Source organism: Neochlamydia sp. AcF95, assembly GCF_018342455.1.
Lineage (GTDB): Bacteria > Chlamydiota > Chlamydiia > Chlamydiales > Parachlamydiaceae > Neochlamydia.
This window is the reverse complement of sequence record NZ_JAEMUC010000018.1, coordinates 17639-35606: the sequence shown is the minus strand read 5'-3', so window position 1 is coordinate 35606 and position 17968 is coordinate 17639. Positions and strand designations below refer to the sequence as shown.

At 37.8% G+C, this 17968-nt stretch carries 14 protein-coding genes and 1 tRNA gene; 6 read left to right on the top strand and 9 right to left on the bottom strand.

Annotated features, from left to right (window positions below; translation table 11 throughout):
- Positions 1-12: 12 nt before the first annotated feature.
- Positions 13-3249 (bottom strand): tetratricopeptide repeat protein, encoded by a 3237-nt coding sequence (locus NEOC95_RS01185; protein WP_166154597.1) that lies wholly within the window; start codon positions 3247-3249, stop codon positions 13-15.
- 243 nt (positions 3250-3492) lie between these two features.
- Here NEOC95_RS01185 and gap point away from each other — a divergent pair, with 243 nt between their 5' ends.
- From gap to NEOC95_RS01170, 3 genes are all read left to right on the top strand, one after another.
- Positions 3493-4503: a type I glyceraldehyde-3-phosphate dehydrogenase gene (gap, locus tag NEOC95_RS01180; protein WP_166154599.1), complete on the top strand. Its 1011-nt coding sequence runs from the start codon at positions 3493-3495 to the stop codon at positions 4501-4503.
- 88 nt (positions 4504-4591) lie between these two features.
- Positions 4592-5560 carry a hypothetical protein gene (locus NEOC95_RS01175; RefSeq protein ID WP_166154601.1) on the top strand — a complete coding sequence of 323 codons (969 nt, stop codon included), beginning with the start codon at positions 4592-4594 and terminating at the stop codon, positions 5558-5560.
- 61 nt (positions 5561-5621) lie between these two features.
- A tRNA-Leu gene (locus NEOC95_RS01170) sits at positions 5622-5704 on the top strand.
- Between the two features lie 283 nt (positions 5705-5987).
- On the opposite strand, the gene NEOC95_RS01165 is transcribed toward NEOC95_RS01170, so the two are convergent.
- Together NEOC95_RS01165 and NEOC95_RS01160 are read right to left on the bottom strand one after the other, a co-directional pair.
- Positions 5988-6236: a histone-like protein 2 gene (locus NEOC95_RS01165; RefSeq protein WP_166154603.1), complete on the bottom strand. Its 249-nt coding sequence runs from the start codon at positions 6234-6236 to the stop codon at positions 5988-5990.
- A 25-nt stretch (positions 6237-6261) separates the two neighbouring features.
- Positions 6262-6420, bottom strand: coding sequence for a DUF6496 domain-containing protein (locus NEOC95_RS01160; protein ID WP_166154606.1), 159 nt, complete (start codon positions 6418-6420; stop codon positions 6262-6264).
- Positions 6421-7377: 957 nt separating this feature from the next.
- Here NEOC95_RS01160 and NEOC95_RS01155 point away from each other — a divergent pair.
- The gene (locus NEOC95_RS01155) at positions 7378-10674 is read left to right on the top strand and encodes a tetratricopeptide repeat protein (protein WP_213151090.1); all 3297 of its coding nucleotides are present in this window, start codon (positions 7378-7380) and stop codon (positions 10672-10674) included.
- Here the strand turns inward: NEOC95_RS01155 and NEOC95_RS01150 are convergent.
- The 4 genes from NEOC95_RS01150 to NEOC95_RS01135 all read right to left on the bottom strand — a co-directional run bounded on the left by NEOC95_RS01150 (position 10639) and on the right by NEOC95_RS01135 (position 12158).
- The gene (locus NEOC95_RS01150) at positions 10639-11010 is read right to left on the bottom strand and encodes an IS66 family transposase (protein ID WP_213151089.1); all 372 of its coding nucleotides are present in this window, start codon (positions 11008-11010) and stop codon (positions 10639-10641) included. The genes NEOC95_RS01155 and NEOC95_RS01150 overlap by 36 nt on opposite strands.
- Entirely contained in the window at positions 10983-11159 is a 177-nt protein-coding gene (locus NEOC95_RS01145) for a hypothetical protein (protein WP_213151087.1), read from the bottom strand. The genes NEOC95_RS01150 and NEOC95_RS01145 overlap by 28 nt, the downstream gene beginning before the upstream one ends.
- Before the next feature lie 602 nt (positions 11160-11761).
- On the bottom strand, positions 11762-12019 hold the full coding sequence (locus NEOC95_RS01140; protein ID WP_166154614.1) for a hypothetical protein: 258 nt from the start codon (positions 12017-12019) through the stop codon (positions 11762-11764).
- Positions 12000-12158, bottom strand: a complete 159-nt coding sequence (locus NEOC95_RS01135) for a hypothetical protein (RefSeq protein ID WP_213151085.1) — start codon at positions 12156-12158, stop codon at positions 12000-12002. Before NEOC95_RS01135 ends, NEOC95_RS01140 begins: the two co-directional genes overlap by 20 nt.
- Before the next feature lie 311 nt (positions 12159-12469).
- Here NEOC95_RS01135 and NEOC95_RS01130 point away from each other — a divergent pair, with 311 nt between their 5' ends.
- Together NEOC95_RS01130 and NEOC95_RS01125 are read left to right on the top strand one after the other, a co-directional pair.
- Positions 12470-15223, top strand: a complete 2754-nt coding sequence (locus NEOC95_RS01130; RefSeq protein ID WP_213151082.1) for an NB-ARC domain-containing protein — start codon at positions 12470-12472, stop codon at positions 15221-15223.
- A gap of 235 nt (positions 15224-15458) precedes the next feature.
- Positions 15459-16430, top strand: coding sequence for a histone deacetylase family protein (locus NEOC95_RS01125; protein ID WP_166154620.1), 972 nt, complete (start codon positions 15459-15461; stop codon positions 16428-16430).
- Here the strand turns inward: NEOC95_RS01125 and dapF are convergent.
- Both dapF and NEOC95_RS01115 read right to left on the bottom strand, forming a co-directional pair.
- Complete coding sequence (gene dapF / locus NEOC95_RS01120) at positions 16393-17202, bottom strand: diaminopimelate epimerase (protein WP_213151081.1); 810 nt, start codon at positions 17200-17202, stop codon at positions 16393-16395. The genes NEOC95_RS01125 and dapF overlap by 38 nt on opposite strands.
- 100 nt (positions 17203-17302) lie before the next feature.
- A complete protein-coding gene (locus tag NEOC95_RS01115; protein WP_042241773.1) occupies positions 17303-17914 on the bottom strand; it encodes an ATP-dependent Clp protease proteolytic subunit in 612 nt (203 codons plus the stop codon).
- Positions 17915-17968 lie beyond the last annotated feature (54 nt).

The window sequence follows — 17968 nt, the reverse complement described above, 5'->3', positions numbered from 1 at the left end:
ACTCAATAGCTTTTACTGAAAGTCCTTGTTTTTCATAGAGGAGAGGACTCCTAAATTATTATAATTGCCTGCCAAAGTAGGATGGTCTTTGCCAAAAAACTTAAGGTTGATGACGAGTGCTTGATTGGCACACTCAATGGCTTTTTCTAAATTACCTTGCTCCTGATAGATTCTTCCTAGATTGTTGTAATCTATTGCCACTGTAGGATGATTTTCCCCAAAAAGCTTAAGATCAATATCGAGTGCTTTATTGATATATTCAAAAGCTTTTTCTAAATTACCTTGCTCCTGATAGATTCCTCCTAGATTATTGTAATCTATTGCTACTGTCGGATGAGTTTTCCCGAGTAGCTTAAGATTAATATCGAGTGCCTTATTGGCATACTTAAAAGCTTTTTCTAAATTACCTTGCTCCTGATAGATTCTTCCTAGAGTATTGTAATTTATTGCTACTGTCGGATGATTTTCCCCGAAAAGCTTAAGATTAATATCGAGTGCTTTATTAATATACTCAAAGGCTTTCTCTAAATAGCCTTGGTCTAAGTAGACGCTTCCCAAGTTTTGGTAATCTATTGCTACAGAAGGTTGATTTTCACCTCCTAGCTTGAGGTTAATTGCGAGGGCTTTGTTAATAAACTGAATGGCTTTTTCTAAATCTCCTTGTTTTTGATAGATTTGCCCTATGTGGTTATAAAGCCCTGCAACAGTCGGATTATTTTTACCTAGAAGCCTACGGCTAATCTGGAGAGCTTCATTGATATAATTAAAAGCCTCTTTTAAATTTCCTTGGCTCGCGCAAATAAGCCCTAGATTATTATAAATTATGGCCACCCGGGGATGATTTTTATCATAGAGCTTAAGTTGAATTGTAAGTGTTTTATCAGCATACTTACGGGCTTTTTTTAAGTTTCCTTGGTCCTCATAAATGAGGCTCAAATTGTTATAACAGGTAGCTACATGCGGATGATTTTTACCATAAAGCTTAAAATTGATGGCAAGAGCATGACGGATAAATTCAATTGCTTTTTTTAAATTGCCTTTATCTTTGTACAGCATTCCTAAATTATTGTAATCTGTTGCCACCATTGAATGATTTTCACCCCAAAGCGCTTGGTCTATTGCAAGGGCTTGATTAAGAGATTCACTTGCTTTTACTAAATTCCCTTGTTTTTTGTAGACTAAACCAAGACTATTATAACTATTTGCTACATGGGAATGATTTTTTCCATACAGATTAATATTAATTTGGAGTGCTTGATTACCATACTTAGCTGCTTCCTCTAAATTTCCTTGGGCATAGTAGATCATTAGCAAGTTATTATAAACTGTTGCCACGCTGGGGCAGATTTCACCGCCGCGCCTAATAGCAATAGCAAGTGCTTTTTGGGTGTATTCAGTGGCCTTTTTTAAATTTCCTTGGTTCTCGTAGATAAGCCCAAGAGCTATCAGGGCAGAAATGTTTTCTTGATTTTCTTGTATGGCTTTAAGGTAATACTTTTTTGCCTCTTCATGTTGAAATATTCTGCTGGCTATGTCTCCCTGGATCTGGGGCGAGTCATCATCTAAAGAGGAAGAGGTAAGTCTCTCTTCATGGCCTAAGAAAAACTTTTGAATAGCCTGGCGGAATGGAATGAAAATATGATAAATCTTTTTAATTTTTTCTAATGCCTTATGATCTAAAGCAAACTGCTTTTGGATAAGGGTAGGCTCCTCAAACTTAAAGGGCCTGATCAATGGGTTCATCATCTCTCGCTGGGCTTGATAATGAGAATAGGTTTTAAGGCGCATAAATAGCGCTATACTCATCCACTCTTTTAATTTATTAACGGCGTCAGCCGTTATAATTCCTAGCTGGTTTAGCTGATCAATCCTAGTGAAAGTATCGGAAGCCATTACTTTTTTGAGAAGGGCTAACCGGTCCAAAGCCAACTGGGGAAAGCGATAAAAATCATCTTTGACTTTAAAAAGCATACCCTCCTTGCTTAAATCGCCCATTCCTGGATCGAAAATATTCATATCTGCTAAAAACAAATGAAATTTAGCTAAGTACTTACGCAGAGTAAGACCTTTTCGGCAAGGAGCATTAAGTTTTTTTTGAACATTCTCCTTATATTGCTCAGTTAATTCGCGGCTACCTTGAAGGTGAGCAAAATTTAAAAGTTCCATGGGAAGATGTGGCTCTCTTTCATGCCACCACTGATTTTCATTATCTTTACCAATATATTGAGCCATTTTTTCAGGCGTTTGGATAAGCTCAAACGTCTTACCATTGCCCGAAGGAGTTTTACAGCCTTTTCCTTCAACTCCTGCTCCATCAAAGGCAAAGCCCCGTGGCGTAATGTCATCGAAAAAACTGATGGCTTTTAAGCAAGGAATATTTAAAGCAGGTAGGATCGTTTCGCCTAAGTTGATCACTTTTAAGTGAAGAAGAGTGGTTAGACGTCTGAAATAATCTCTATTAATAGCATTATCTTCTTGGATAAGAATGCCAAACTCTAGATCGGAGTAAGGCGTCATCTCTTCTCTAGCAAGTGAACCAAAGCCTATCATAGAATATTCACAAGGGGGAGGCCCTAGGGTATCTAGGCTTTGTGCCACTATATGTTCAAAAAAGATTTTTATTCCTTGAGCTATTTTACGATAGAGCTCCCTTACTTCTTGAAAAGAAGGAGTTTCGGACAAGGCTTGAATTTTTGCCTCTATTTCCTTCCTAAATTCTTTTAATATCTTACGGTTGCTTTCAAACTGATCCTCTATTGTGGCTAAAGCTACACTTCTGCCTTTACATTTTCTAACAAGTAAATCTTGAACTTTTGATAACTTTTCTTCAAGAACCTTTCGTTTGCCTTCTAAGGAATGAGATAGAAAATGCCTGTGCAAAGCATAATTATAAAGTCCTGCCGCTTGCAGAAGAGTTTCGGAGGTTCCTTTATCCCCATAAATATCCCCGAGTTTTTCTATATAAAAGGCTTCTTGAATAAGGTCTTTCTTCCGAATAGCATGTTTTAAAGCTAAGGTATAGGTCTCTTCTTTAGCTAAAAAACTGCTTCCAATTAGTTGTTTCCACTCTTTACAAACCAATTGTGTTTGGCATAGATCCTGCAGTCCTAGTTCTTTGAATATTTTTAAAGCGATTTCTGCATAAACTGTAGTATCCCTTCTAGAATCTATAGATTGTTCTTCTTGTTTCTCAAAGGCAGGAAAAATTAAAGGGTGAATGCCAAGAGGCTCTAATGAAAGCTGATGCATAATCTTATCCATTTGTTAGCAAATTATGTGTTTTTTAGTTTTTATTATTAACTTATAAATAAATAATATATAAATATATATTATTTTTGAAGTAAACTTATTATAAGTATAATAAAATCGGTAATAAAAAAAATTAATTTATATAAACGCGCGTGAATTTTTGCTAAGATTATTTCCTTTACTTTCTCCTTAAGTCTCATCTATGATAAAAAGGATAATTATGACTTTTTAAGGAATCTAGCTATGCCCCTAAAAATTGCCATTAATGGGTTTGGCCGCATTGGTCGCTTGGTTTTTCGCTTAATTAACGAAAGAAATGATATACAAGTGGTAGCTATTAACGATGTGGTTTCTCCCAGCAATTTGGCTTATTTACTAAAATATGATACAGTACATGGCAAATTTGAAGGGGAAATTAAAGCCGAAGGAGAATACCTTCTCTTTGAGGGAAAAAAGATACAAGTTATCGCTGAAAAAGATCCTCAAAAGCTTCCTTGGAAAGATCTTCAAGTAGATTATGTTTTAGAATCAACCGGCCTATTTACCTCTTTCGATGAGGCAGGCAAGCATTTAAAATCGGGAGCTAAGAGAGTTCTAATATCAGCACCTGCGAAAGAGGAAGGAATTGCTACTATCGTTTTAGGTGTTAATGAGGAAAAATATAATCCAGCAAATGACAAAATTGTGTCAAATGCTTCTTGTACGACTAATTGTTTAGCACCTATTACTAAAGTGTTGCTAGAGAGTTTTGGAATTGAAGAAGGTCTAATGACGACTGTGCATGCTATGACAGCTACCCAGCCTACCGTTGATGGGCCTTCTCCTAAAAATTTAAGAGGAGGCAGGGCTGCTAGTCAGAATATTATACCTTCTTCGACTGGTGCTGCAAAAGCTGTAGCTTTATGCCTTCCTCAAGTGAAAGGAAAACTTACGGGTATGGCATTGAGAGTCCCGGTTGTGGATGTCTCTATTGTCGATTTAACCGTGAGACTGAGCAAACCAACCAGCTATGAATCAATATGCCAAGAGATGCAAAAAGCCTCAGAAGGGCGCATGAAAGGTATCCTAGGCTATTGTGATGAACCGGTTGTGTCAAGTGATTTTATTGGAAGCAGATACTCTTCGATATTTGACAAAGATGCAGGCATAGCTCTTAACGATACCTTCTATAAAATTGTGGCTTGGTATGATAATGAGATGGGGTATGCTTGTAGATGTGTTGAGCTTTTAGCCTATATGGCTTCAAAAGAGTAATACTAACATATAGGTAAGTGGTTGCTTCTTAAATAGACTTTTTTAAAAGTCTAATATATATGCAAATTTAAACAGGATTGAATTAATTGTGGATTTTACTCGAGAACCTATTATTGAAACCGTTATTACGCCTAAGGAAGGGTGCAAAATTGTTGTTCGCAATAGCAAAAATGTAGGGCAAGAAGAATATTTTGTAGATGCTTTAGAAGTCGTTTCTTTTGGAACTGCTATTTTTTTTCGCTCTTTAGAAAAACCTAAATCTTTTCTTGTTCCCGTAAACGACTATGAGATTCTAGAAGTCCGGGAAGCTCGCATGGTCCTTAAAAATGTGGGCTTGGAGCGTTCGATCAAGATAGGAGGAGGACGTGAGACTAAGGCTGTGAAGGAAATGCCTATAGATAAAATGGACCCAGCGGCCATGGAGGAATCTAACGTGATTGCAGAAGAGCAAACTACTGCTACTGACAATCGAGCAGAAAAAAAGCGTGATCGTAGACGGCAGCAAAGGCGTCGCCGGGGCCGAGAAGAGCAAATTAAAGAAGATATAGGTGGTACTGAGGCTATATCATCATTTGAAGATGTAGGGCAACTAGATGTAGCTTCTTCATCAGAGGGAAAAGTAACAGGAGAAGGTCAGCCGCTAGCACAGCCTCCTGCTCCTTTTATGAGTGGATTATTGCCTCCCCCTCCGACATTAATCTCAGAGACCATTGGAAGGTACAAAGAAAACATACTTTTTAAAAATGCTTTCTATACCCGAGAAGAAGCTAAAGAAGATGATGAAGTTCAAATTCTTCATAGCCTCACCGAAGATTTTGAAGGAGACAGCGAAGAAGTTGAAGAGTTTTTTAAAGAGGAGCAAAGTGAGTTGCCTCCTATTGTAGAGCCTGCTCCAGAATTTAAACCTTTGTCTTCTGAGGAACAAAATAGTTCTTTTCATTCTTTTTGGGACGACCTTGCTGAATCTGCTTCTTCTCCTCTACCTTTGGACGAAACAAATGAAATAAAAGAGCCTCTAGAAGAGGGGCTTTCTAACCCCGAGAAAGAAAAAGAATAAATAATTGCGACATTTGGCTTGCTATTAAAGTCAAATGTCGTTATCTTAGCGCTTACCTTTTGCTCGGATGGTGAAATGGTAGACACAAGGGACTTAAAATCCCTCGGGAGCAATCCTGTGTCGGTTCGAGTCCGACTCCGAGCATTTTTTTATATTCAAATCAATTTCCAGTTTTCCTCCTTTAGCTTCTTTTCATCATCTCGCCTACTCTGTAGCCACTAAGTCTGTGTTAACTTCCCACATCTCTTTAGTTAGCTTTTATCCCAGCTGTTTTTCTAGGCATGACTTTAGAAGGCGCGGAAAGAGCATTCTTTTAAAGCTAAGGGGCTAGGTAAGCTTTATGATACTAAAACAACATGCAATAAGGGAGAAGAAACTTTGGTAAAGAAGCAATAAAACCACCCTTACCAAAGTTAGTCATGCAAATTTATCGGCTTACAGCTTTTTTTCTAGCCGCAGTCGTCGTTTTCTTCACTATAGCTTTTTTTACTATAGGCTTTTTTGCAGCAGGTTTTTTAACTGATGCCTTAGCAACAATTTTAGGTGCCGTTTTCTTTACAGTTAACGTTTTCTTAGCCACCGCTTGTTTAGCCACTGGCTTTTTTGCAGCAGGCTTTTTCTCTGCTGCTTTTTTAGCCGTCGTTTTATTAGCGGCTGGTTTTTTTATTGCTGCCATCTATTGTTCTCCTTATATTTGACAGTTATTTGGTATTTTTTCCTTTTTTAGGAATTTTTGCGCCAGATCTTCTGGCCTCATTTAAAGCAATTGCCACCGCTTGTTTTTGTGGCTTGCCATGATGTACTTCTGTGCGGATGTTTTCACTGATTGTTTTACGGCTTGTACCTTTTTTTAAGGGCATAAAAGGCCTCCTTCATTTTTTTCTTACTAATAAAAATATATTTATCAAAGTTTTACGATTATACATAGCAATTTTTTTATTTTCTTCCAAAAGTCTAGCTTAATAGATAGACAAGAAGCTTTTAAGGATGTATGTAGGGTGTGTTTTTAATCTAAATTTTTTTGCCTCCCTTTCGTTTAAATTTTCTAAATAATTCTTAATTTATAAAAAATAATTGATAGTTTCGAATATTTAGTCTTTATAAGATTGCATGGGGGGAGTGAAAATTTAATCCTTGGAAACTTAATGCTCATGAGTCTTCTGCTTTTTTTTACAATTGATTTGCTAAATTTTTAGCTGATAAAGGTTAGCTAGCGGATAGGCTATATATGTTTTTTTAATTGGACCCATATTGTCCTCCTAACTTTAAACAGTTTTTAAGGGTAGTAAGCTATAAACAATCCGCCCTACACATTCTTTAATGTTTTTCCTACAGCTTAATAAAGAAGCTACCTTCATCTCTTTATGTGAGCACACTCTTAGCAAAGTTATTTTTCCTTTACATGCTCTTACAATAATTAGATGTATTATTAGAGTTTTTAGCAATCTCAAAGTTAAAGATAATAGAAAGGAAACCTTTAGAAGTTAATGATATAGAAAATGGTAGGAAGCTTTGCTGTTTTATCAGGAGCTTATTTAGCGTGCGTACCCTGTCCCAGTAAATCCTCTTTGTTTTGTAAAGCTATAAAACTTTTCAAGAAGGGTAGAGGAGGAATGAGGTCTTTTCTTGAGAGAATCCCTTAACCCGATCTTTAAAGTAACTCATTTTTAAGTAGACTTGGCTACAGAAGAAATAGTATGGCTCTTTTCTTCTATACCTAATGAAAAGCTAGATAAAAAGATAAGGAAAAAGAGATAAGATTGCATATAGGCTTAAAAGGAAATAAAACTGAACTTAAGAAAAAAGGTGGTGAGTCAATGAGTTTAGAAAATTCAGCTATTATTAACCCTTTTATATTCAATGAGTTTGAGGAAATAGAAGGGAGAAAACAGCCTTATCTGAAATTAGGTCCGTATGCAGAGATTAGCTTAGGGATTTTCAAAAAACTGGGTTGCCAAGACTTATGCCGAGCAATCCTTGTATGTAAAGAATGGAAGCACTTAATTGAACGAAGTGATGAATGGAAAGGGATTCCTTTAGAAAGCTTGAAAAGTAATGAGCTTTTATCGAATGAAGATATAAGAAAAGCGGAAGAAAGCTATACGCAAGCTTTAAAGTTTGCTATTAAAGAAAAAAATTCTGCTCAAGAAAATGCTTACATAGAAAAACTAGGCGACATTTATCTAAGAAAAGAAAAGGCAAGAACCTTTCTTCAAGCTGCGGGTCTCTATAATTATGCTATGCATCTTTCTCAAGCCGCAAAGCAGGAGCTTCTTAAAGAAAAGCTTACTAAAATTCAAGAGGCATTTAGCAAATTGTATCACTGCAAACTTATAGATCCATGGACAGTCGAGAAGCAATTTGTATATAATCGCCAAAAATTAAAAAATTTCCGAAAAGAAATAGAAGAGAAGATTTGTGCGCTGGCAGAAACACCGCCTCCCCAGAATGTTAAAAAGCTTTATCGGCATATTTCTAAACGTATGAAAATTTTCTTCGAGCATCTTGCAATGCAAGCAATTGATAACTTAGGGCCTATTCCTTGTGAGTATGCCTTGATAGGCTTCGGTTCCCTAGCAAGAGAAGAGATGACGCCTTATTCTGATTTAGAGTTTGGGATTCTTATTCAAGAGGACACTCCTATAAATAAGAAATATTTTAGAAATCTAACCAATTTACTTCACTTAAAGGTTATCAACTTAGGAGAAACCATTCTTCCTGCTTTAAACATTCCTTGCTTAAAAGTCATCAAATTTTTTGATGGCATCACACCACGGGGCTTTGCTTTTGATGGGGCAGGGGTAGAAGGGAAAGGCTGCAAAATTCCTGTAGGTAATGGTAAGACATTTGATCTTATACAAACTCCTGGAAAAATGGCTCAGTATATTGGTAAAGATGAAAAAGGCCAGTGGTGGCATGAAAAAGAGCCTCACCTTCCCATGGAATTACTAAACTTTACTCATTTGCTAGGTAACGAGGAACTAACTGAGCAATATAGGCAAAAAGTTCAAGAAGGGCTTAATGCTCCTTATCCACGCAATCTTAATCTACGCCAATATTTAGCTAAGCATCATTTGGTTGAAACGGATATGGTAGCTTTTAATCCGAAAATTGATGAGGGTGAAAGGCAAGGAATGCTTTTTAAAGTCAAAAATGACTTGTATCGATTCCCTCATCTGGCTTTGGATCGGCTAGCACTTCTCGCAAAAGTAAAAGCCTCCGATACGTTTACTAGGATTGATCAACTAAACGAGCAAAAGATTATAAACGACAGCGCGGCTGCAAAGCTAAGAGGGTGGATGAGTATAGTGCTATTTATGCGGCTTAAGACATATTCTCATTATCAAGCGCAACAAGAAATCATGAATCCAATCCTTAAAATATTTGGATTTGAGGATCCTAGCTTTATTCAAAAGCAGTTTGCTTTAAATCCTCAGACATTAGAAAAAATAAAGACAATTTATCGTATCTTTGTTCCTTTTTATCAGGCTGTTCAAAATTTTTTATCAGGAAATGAAGACACTCTTAAACATTCAAATTTAGAGGATAACTCACCGCAGACACAAGGAGATATAGCCTTACGGCTTTTTCAACACGAAGAAGCAAAAAGCTGGTATCACGAGGCCATACGACTAAATCCAGCAAATTCAGAAGCCTTAAATGCTTTGGCGCTAATTTACAAAGCTCAAGGCAACTTAAACATGGCGGCAGAACTTGCCATGCAAGCATTTAAAATTGATCTTTTGTTCTGTGAGGAAACTCCTCTCATTATAGGAAGAGACCTTAACAATTTAGCGACGATCTATCAGGAGCAGGGGAAATTAGATGAGGCCGCTAAGTGTGCCAAAAAAGCGCTTGATATTAACCGTAAACTTTTGAAAGCAAATCATCCTTGGGTGGCAATTGGCTATAATACCCTCGGGTGGATCTACCAAGAACAAGGGAAATTGAAAAAAGCAGCTGAGCTTATTAGACAAGCACTGGCCCCTTTTCGTGAAATGTATGGAGAAAATCATACTAGGATAGCAAGTACTTATACTAATTTGGGACTAATCTACCAAGAACAAGGAAGGCTAGAAAAGGCCGCTAAGTATTTCAAGAGAGCGCTCGATATTAATCTTGAACTTTATGGGGAAAATCATTTTCAAGTGGCAAGGTGCTATAACAATCGAGGGAGGCTCTGCCAAGCACAAGGGAAACTGGAAAAAGCCTCTAAATATTTCCATCAAGCCATCTCTATTAATCTTAAGCTTTTTGGAGAAAATCATCCTATGCTGGCAATTTATCATAATAACCTTGCAGCAGTCTACTTAGAACTCCGAAAGGTAGCGGCAGCCACTGAGCATGCCAAGCAAGCCGTCTCTATTAACTTTAATCTATTTGGGGAAAACCACCATGATCTGGCATTATGTTATGGTAACCTAGGAGCGATATACCAAACTCGAGGAAAGTTAGAAAAAGCCGCTAAGTATGCCCATCAAGCGTTTGCTATTGATCTTAAGCTTTTTGGAGAGAATCATCCTAGTGTGGTAATCCGCTATAACAATCTAGGAACAATCTATTACGAGAAAGGGGATTTAAAAAAGGCGGCAGAATATATTGAGAAAGCGCTCGATATCAGCGTTAAGCTTTTGGGGGAAAATCATCCTAATGTAGCAAAGACCTACAAGAATCTGGGAATACTCTACCAAGATCAAGGGAATTTAGAGAAAGCTGCTGAGTGTGTCCATCAAGCGCTTGCTATTAATCTTAAGCTATATGATAAAAATCTTCCTAGCATTGCAGATATTTACACTACCTTTGGAACAATCTACCAAGATCAAGGGAATTGGGAGAAAGCTACTGAGTGTATCCATCAAGCGCTTGACATTGACATTAAATTGCTTGGGAAAAATCATCTTAATGTGGCCGTTATTTACAGTAATCTGGCTATGCTCTATCAAGTACAAGGAAATTCGTTCAAGGCGGCAGAATTTGCTAACCAATCACTAAGAATATTTGTCACTATTTATGGGAGATATCATCCCAGCTTAAAAGCTTTATACCATAGCCTCCACATTCTTATTCCAAGCCTAGAATTATACACGCAAGAATTCACTTATTTGAAAAATTAAAATAAATTTTTTCAAAAAAATATAAAGCCTTTTCTGAGGAGGATAGGACTTTTGAGCAATAGGGATAGGTTGCTTGATACAAGCTGCATAGATAGCGTCTGCTAGAAAATCTAGAATAGATTTTCCTTGTCGATAAAGAGTTCCGATACAGCTATGCAGCGCTCCCTTCCACCTTTTGCTATAGGTAGACTGGTTATCTAGGCATAACTTACGTACAATGGCTAGATTTCTTAAAGATTCTTCGGCAGCATTATTGATCATAGGGATAGCAGGATCTTTCAAGTAAGCCTGGAAATATTTGATCTGTTTTAAAAGCTTTTGGCAAAACTTCCGCAATTTCTTGGTGCTACTCCAGCCCCCAGTCCTTGCAATTCTTCTTGTATATAACGCCAGTTAAGATACCCATACTGCTGCCAAGTAGACTGGCTGATCTGGCCTTTTTCTAGAGGATGTTTATCTTTAATAAGCAACTTGCAAGTTAGCATATAGGGTTCCTAGGCGCTGTGCACCCCTCAAAGGGGTGTGGGGCTGTTTTGCTCACCCTTGTCTATTAAGGAGCCAATGAGCTTAAGCAATACTGTTTGATCTTTACCTCAATTTGATAAATAGCTTTAGCCTCGATCATTTACTAAGCAATAAATCTTCTGATCGACTAGCACTTTTAGAGTAACGCCATTTTGATAAGCTCTTCATCCATAAGCAATCACATTTCCTACACGTAGTACTAGCAAATGTTCGTTAGTGGCAGCATGACGCCAGCTCGTTGGATCTATATGCAAAGGCTACTGAGTGGTAGTAGCTGCTTTAACGAGTGTTTCATAAGACGAAAAAAGTAAGGCAGCGTGCGAGCTTTAACTTTAAAAATAAAACCTTGGCTTAAAGCCACGCTAGGCAGTAAGGCCCTAATCATGGGGCGCACGGCCTGGAGGCCTTGGGCGTGTTGGCCCCATCAGCAGATTAATAAAGCCTTCCAGTCTTAAAACCAAGCAAGAATTACTCATTTTCTTTAAGTTCAGGCCGTGTTTCTAGATGGCAGCAAGGGCATCTGCTCGTTACTAAATCGATTTGATGCATTAAAGGTTTAATTTCAGGAAGCTCGATCTGCTGCCATGGAAAAAATCTTATCAGTGGCATGCATAGCAGAGTGGCAATGTGGGCAAACTTTTAGGCAACGCACCTCATGCAAGGTAACCGCACTAGCAGGTAGCAGTTGACGATTAGCACCAGGATGATAAGGTCGATTTTCTACTTTTGGAGTAATTGGACGATTAGCTTTATGATCAATGGATGGCTGCTTGGAGCTATTCTTGGAATTTTGATTAAGCTTAAGCCTCAAGCTGGGCAATGCGCGCTTCAAGCTTAGTGATTATCTTTTCCAATCTATTTATCACGGCTTTTAACTCCCCATTTTCCGCTCGAAGCTGAACATTTTCAACCCTTAGTTCTGCATTCTCTTTAAATAGCTGTTCGTATGAAGATTGCATGCTACTCAATATATGATTAAGTAAATATAAACTCTAGAATTAGTTCTACTCATCAGAAAATAATTGATAAACTCCATGGCCGCTTACTATATACCTACAGTTTGTGCTACGCAACCTAAACTCTCTATTATTTAAAGAACTATCTTTAATTAGGTATATCTTAATTAGAGTTTAAATAATTAAGAGTTTTAAACTTTAATTTAATTGATGTTTAAATTAATAAAAGTTAAAATAAATGCTTATTTGTGAAGTTAATTTTTTAAGCATTGCTTTGCGAATAATGAACATTTAATCTAAAGGGGTTTAATAATATGTCAATTTCTTCTTCTAAATCAGCTTCTTCGCTAAGTAAGAGCCTTTATCCTAAAATAGGGATAACTGCACGGGCAGCCAATAAACCTATTTCCTCTGCTCTTTTTCACTCTACCTCGATTCCTGTGGCTTTAAAAAGTCTTCAGGTAAGTCATCCATTGGTACCAGCAGTTAGCAATGGTAGAATGTCCAAATATGCCATTTCACGAAGTCATTCTAACCAGAAGAGCTGTTTTCCTTGGCCTAGAGGCAAACGCTTTTATAGTAGAAAGCTAAATGTTAAGCCTCAGCCAAGTTCTTCTAAAGTTTTTAGAGAATTAAAGAAGTTGCATAGGGAAATAAAAGGTAAAAGTGATAAAAATGGGCCAGGAGAAACTTTTCAAACGTTTGTAAGCAAAAAATGTCAAGATGTTAAGAATATGACTCCTTTTGAGATGTCTAGGAAGTGGTTGTGGATACCTGTTAGTGGCCTAGCTTATCATTTGCTTCGCTCACATTTCACTGATCAGGTAAAAAAATCATTAAAAGTAGAAATTAATCATATTAGCGTGCCAGAGGAAACTTTATCTCACAAAGAGGTATGGGTGCAGACAAAAAATATTGATAAGTTAGATGGAAGTTTTAGCTCTCAACAAGCTATTCCTCAAAAGCTGGCGATTACAGGAATTGGTGGCTCAGGAAAAACTGTTTTAGCTAAGCAATATATAGAGCATTATGAACAAAAAATGAAAGGCCAGCAGGATAAGATAAGTACTCCATTCTTTGGAGATATGCAAGACATGGAAAGCTTTTTTGAATCTTATAGGAAATTTGCCGTAGAGCTAGGCGTTCATGTGCCATTGAAAGCTCAAAAAGAGGTGATTATTAGTGAAGTCAATAAGAAGCTTGCCCAAAGGCCTGATTGGCTTTTTGTGATTGATAACGTAGATCCGAAGAATTACGAGGAGCTGCAAGCTTTCCTTCCTCAGGATTCTAAGGGTAGGATTTTAATGGTGAGCCGCGAAAAGCTAAATAAAGTGAAAACTTTTGATATGCAAGTAAATCATATCAGTGAAGATGAAGCGCTAGAGATTTTCCACCTCAATCTCGGTAGTGATCATTGGGCTCTTAATCAAGCCAGCAACTCAAAACGTGATCTTGCCTTGCAGCTTTCTTATTTGCCTCTCGCTTTAAAGCAAGCGGCGCTTTACTTAAAAGCCGCTAAGCCATCTGCTTCGTTTGATTCTATAGTAAGTACTTATACTGATAAACTAAGGAGCTTGATGGGAGTATCCAAAGAAACTTCTATGCATTTAGCTGAGACTAGCCAGATATTAAAAGCTGTGCTACTTTTAAGCATAGAAGCATGTGAAAAACAAAGAAGTGAAGCGAAAGAGCTCTTTACTATTATACCTTTCTTAAATCCTTATTTTATTGAGGAGTCTCTTTTAAAGCTTTGGGGTAAAAGCCATCTAAAGAGTCCTAAGTCGCTAACCTCTTTATTGGATGAGCTAGAGGGTTATGGGTTGATTGCTAGAAAGGGAGCTGAAGCATGGGAAATTCATTCTTCCTTGCAAGAGTTGCTTCTTGAGAAAATGAGTAAAGAAGGAAAGAAGACCGAACAGGTCTTAAAAAACTTTCTAGGCATGCTTAAGGATAATTACAGCTTGAATATGGTCTCCAAAGATAGCCACCACCAAGCAAAAGCTATTGAAAACCAATGGAGATTTCTTTCAAAATATGCCACAGAACATCAACTAGCTCATGAATTAAAGCATTGCTTTGTGCATGTTTATAATGTGCTAGGCAATTATTATCTGCAATCTAATAATTTTTTTGAAGCCCGTCAGGCCTTTGAGAGAAGTTTAGAGCTTGCAGGGTTAAAGCTTGAAGATAAAGAAGCTGAAGAAATCTGCAGGATTTTAAAAGATCATCAAGAGCTTCCCGCGCTTTACTCTCAAACGCTCCATTATCTAGGTATTATCCATTTTCATGCACGAGAATGGGAGCAAGCTGAAAGATATTTTAATAAAGCCGTTGACATTCAAAAAGAGATAGCAAAAAATGCTGATGTCTATAAAAATCCAAATCCTGTAGACCTTCTAATTTTCCAAAGGCAAGGGCCAGGCTGGCTTCTTATAGAAGGGGATAAAGATGATTTGTTAAAAGCAGAAAAGCTTTATTTAGATTTATTTCAAGAAAAAAGGTTTGCACCGCCAGGAAAAGAGCAAGATGTAACTAACCAAAGGTATTGCAATCTTCAATTAGGTAGAGTTTATCTTAAGCTAGCCCAGGCGGCTTCTAAAGAAGATGAAGCCGTAATGTATTATCAAAAAGCTTTAGGAAGGCTTGAAAAAGGTGGGCTTGAACAGGGCGCCTCTTTTCAAGGAGCCATTCAAATGAGGGAATCAGGGCACAGAAAGGCTGGGGAAGCTTACCTAGTATTAGGGGAGCTTTACTTAGATAAAAATTGCCCTTTTAAAGATTTAGAAAAAGCAAAAAACTGTTTTAAAAAAGCCGTAGAGGTATCTGAAACGGACTTAAGAATTTGTGCTAAATCTAGCTACTATCTTACTAAGCTTTATTGGGAAAAAGGCCGTTTGGATAAAGCTTTTAAAGCTAATACAGGCTCTATTGACTTGTATAATCAAGTAGGAGGTAAAGGGCTAACCAAGCTTCCAATCCCTGCCCTTAGGGAAGCAGAAATGATAAGAGACACTTTGATAGCCGATATTAAAGGAGCTTTTAGAAACGATGCTGCTTTAATTGGCTAAAAACGATGGACCCCTCTATTTAAAACAAACTGTTTAATGAGCTTTACAAAGGTAAAGGGAGGAATGGGCTTCAAGCTGCCCTCGTCCATCAAGCATCTTAGCCATTTGTATATCATATGGCTAAGCTTGGTTTGCTTATCGGAAAGAAGGTCTAGCATGGTGATGGTATCCTAAAAAAAGTACCATCACTGTTCTACTTTTTATCTTTTACTTTTTTAATAACTTGCAGGCCTATATGCTATCTACCCTCATTGTAGAAGACTTTCTCTTTACTCATCACCTCACAGGGTCTAGCCACCCTGAATCTCCTTATAGGTTTAAAGTAAGTAGGCAAGCTTTACAAACTCAAGGGCTATTAAAAAGAGGAGGTGTTCTTCGGCCTCGCCTAGCAGAAGAAAATGAGCTTTTGTTGTGTCATACTCCTGGCTATCTACAGGAAGTGCAAGATAATATTCAGCAATGTATTTATAGTGGCTCTAAAGATGGCTCTTTTCAACTTTCTACCGGAGATGTACAGATATGTCCTGCATCTGAAAAAATTGCACGCCATGCTGTTGGTGCTGTATTAAATGCTGTAGATAGCGTTATGCTTGCCCAAGCACGCAATGCTTTTTGTCTAGTGCGTCCACCAGGGCATCATGCCTGTATGGATAAGGGCATGGGCTTTTGCCTATATAACAATGTAGCCATCGGTGCGCGCTATGCTTGCCAAAGATACGGATTGCGAAAAGTTTTAATTATAGATTGGGACGTTCATCATGGCAACGGTATACAAGATATTTTTTATGAAGATCCTACAGTTTTTTACTTTAGCACCCATAATAAAAGAATCTATCCGGGTACAGGTTTAAGCCAGGAAGGGGGAAGAGGGGCTGGCAAAGGGTTTAATCTTAACTTTCCTATCGAGCCCCACGAGAATCCTCGACAGAAAATTAAAGAAATTTTTAGTTACCAGCTTATGGAAAGTACAAAAAGCTTTCAACCCGAGTTTATTTTTATTTCGGCAGGTTTTGATGCACATGCACAGGATCCTTTAGGAGGCTTTAATTTGACTACACCAGATTTTGTAGATTTGACACAAATTGTTAAAGATTTAGCAGAAAAGTATTGTAAAGGTCGCTTAGTATCGGCATTGGAAGGTGGCTATAACTTAGAAGTTTTAAAAGAAGTCATTCCAGCGCATGTTCAAGAATTACTGTCCCCTTAAAAACTAGCTTTGCAGGCCCTATCATACGCACCTTGGTAAAGCAGCCCTTATTATATTCAAAATCAATTTTCAGAAAATCTTCCGAGCGGACTTTCACAGTTAAGGGGCCTTCTAATTGATGAAGCTTGGCAGCTGCTAACGCCGCTGCAGTAGCTCCTGTTCCACAGGCAAGTGTTTCTTGCTCCACCCCGCGTTCATAGGTTCTAACATGAAGGATGCCCTGGTCACCTATTTGTACAAAGTTTACATTAACTCCGCGCGGAGCAAAGAGAGGATGAAAGCGTATGGTGCGCCCACATTCATTAAGATTTAAGAGCTCGAGTTTGTCCGTAAAGATTACCGCGTGAGGCACGCCCGTATCCAAATAATGAATTGTCCAAGGAAAAAGATCAAGCGACCATCGTATTTCAGAAGGGTTGCCCATTTGTACTGCTACATCCTCATCCTCAGAGCTAACCTTCAAAGTACTAAATAAAGTTTCAATGTTTAGCCACTCTTCCTGAATGCCACATTCTTGAATAAACTTGAATAGGCAGCGGATACCATTTCCGCACATTTCGGCTTCACTACCATCGGCATTGAAAATGCGCATTTTGTAATGAGCCTTTTGCGATGCTTCTAAAAGAATAACCCCATCTGCTCCAATCCCTTTTTGACGAGCGCACAATTTTTGGATAAGGGTAGGGGTTAAAGCAGGAAGCTTAGAAGTTCGATTATCAAAAAGGATGAAATCATTTCCACATCCTGAATATTTTGAAAAATTAAATAGCATGAATAAATTTAATAAAAATTAAAAGAAGATCACCGATAAGAAAAAAAAGAAATTAAAAAAGTAATCGTTCTTAATGCTTATCAGGAAGTTTCTTTTATTTTTACATCTCTAAATCGTCTATAGAATGAACAATGCCATCTAGCAAGCCAAATTCTAGGGCTTCTTGGGGGCTTAACCAGTTATCGCGATCCATCGCTTTTTGAATGGTTTCATAGTCTTTACCTGTCTGATGCATGTAAAGTCTTATCAGAGCTTCATGCGTCTTAAGCATTTCTTTTGCCTGAATCTCTAAATCAGTCGCTTGGCCTTTAATCACCCCTCCAATCAGAGGTTGGTGAATCATAATCCTTGACTGAGGGGTAGCAAAGCGTCGTTTCGGAGCGGCTGAAAGGCTTAATACAGAGCCCATAGAGGCTGCTAAGCCGCACACTAAAGTTGTAACAGGAGATTTCATAAGTTGAATTTGATCCCAAATAGCAAATCCTGAGTCGACAGAACCACCGGGGCTATTGATTACAAATAAAATAGGTTTTCCTGGAGCCGTAAGTTCCAAATACCAAAGCTTACGAATAATGCTTTCGGCTGAATTGCTGTCAACCGCATCACTTAAAAAAATGCGGCGGGATTCAAGGATTACGCTATCTATACGATCTTCGAGCCTAATAAAAGGTATGCTGCTATAGTTATCTTTTTCTTTATCTGCTTTAGCCATGGATGTCTTCTCCGAAGATTAAATTAAGCCTTATTATCCTTATTTTAGCTTGCA

What these genes read in the sequence shown, in the direction of transcription:
- NEOC95_RS01125 (WP_166154620.1), top strand. Translation starts at nt 15,459, where the DNA reads ATGCTATCTACCCTCATTGTAGAAGACTTTCTCTTTACTCATCACCTC.
- dapF (WP_213151081.1), bottom strand. Translation starts at nt 17,202, where the DNA reads ATGCTATTTAATTTTTCAAAATATTCAGGATGTGGAAATGATTTCATC.
- gap (WP_166154599.1), top strand. Translation starts at nt 3,493, where the DNA reads ATGCCCCTAAAAATTGCCATTAATGGGTTTGGCCGCATTGGTCGCTTG.
- NEOC95_RS01185 (WP_166154597.1), bottom strand. Translation starts at nt 3,249, where the DNA reads ATGCATCAGCTTTCATTAGAGCCTCTTGGCATTCACCCTTTAATTTTT.
- NEOC95_RS01155 (WP_213151090.1), top strand. Translation starts at nt 7,378, where the DNA reads ATGAGTTTAGAAAATTCAGCTATTATTAACCCTTTTATATTCAATGAG.
- NEOC95_RS01160 (WP_166154606.1), bottom strand. Translation starts at nt 6,420, where the DNA reads ATGCCCTTAAAAAAAGGTACAAGCCGTAAAACAATCAGTGAAAACATC.
- NEOC95_RS01145 (WP_213151087.1), bottom strand. Translation starts at nt 11,159, where the DNA reads ATGCTAACTTGCAAGTTGCTTATTAAAGATAAACATCCTCTAGAAAAA.
- NEOC95_RS01165 (WP_166154603.1), bottom strand. Translation starts at nt 6,236, where the DNA reads ATGGCAGCAATAAAAAAACCAGCCGCTAATAAAACGACGGCTAAAAAA.
- NEOC95_RS01130 (WP_213151082.1), top strand. Translation starts at nt 12,470, where the DNA reads ATGTCAATTTCTTCTTCTAAATCAGCTTCTTCGCTAAGTAAGAGCCTT.
- NEOC95_RS01135 (WP_213151085.1), bottom strand. Translation starts at nt 12,158, where the DNA reads ATGCAATCTTCATACGAACAGCTATTTAAAGAGAATGCAGAACTAAGG.
- NEOC95_RS01115 (WP_042241773.1), bottom strand. Translation starts at nt 17,914, where the DNA reads ATGGCTAAAGCAGATAAAGAAAAAGATAACTATAGCAGCATACCTTTT.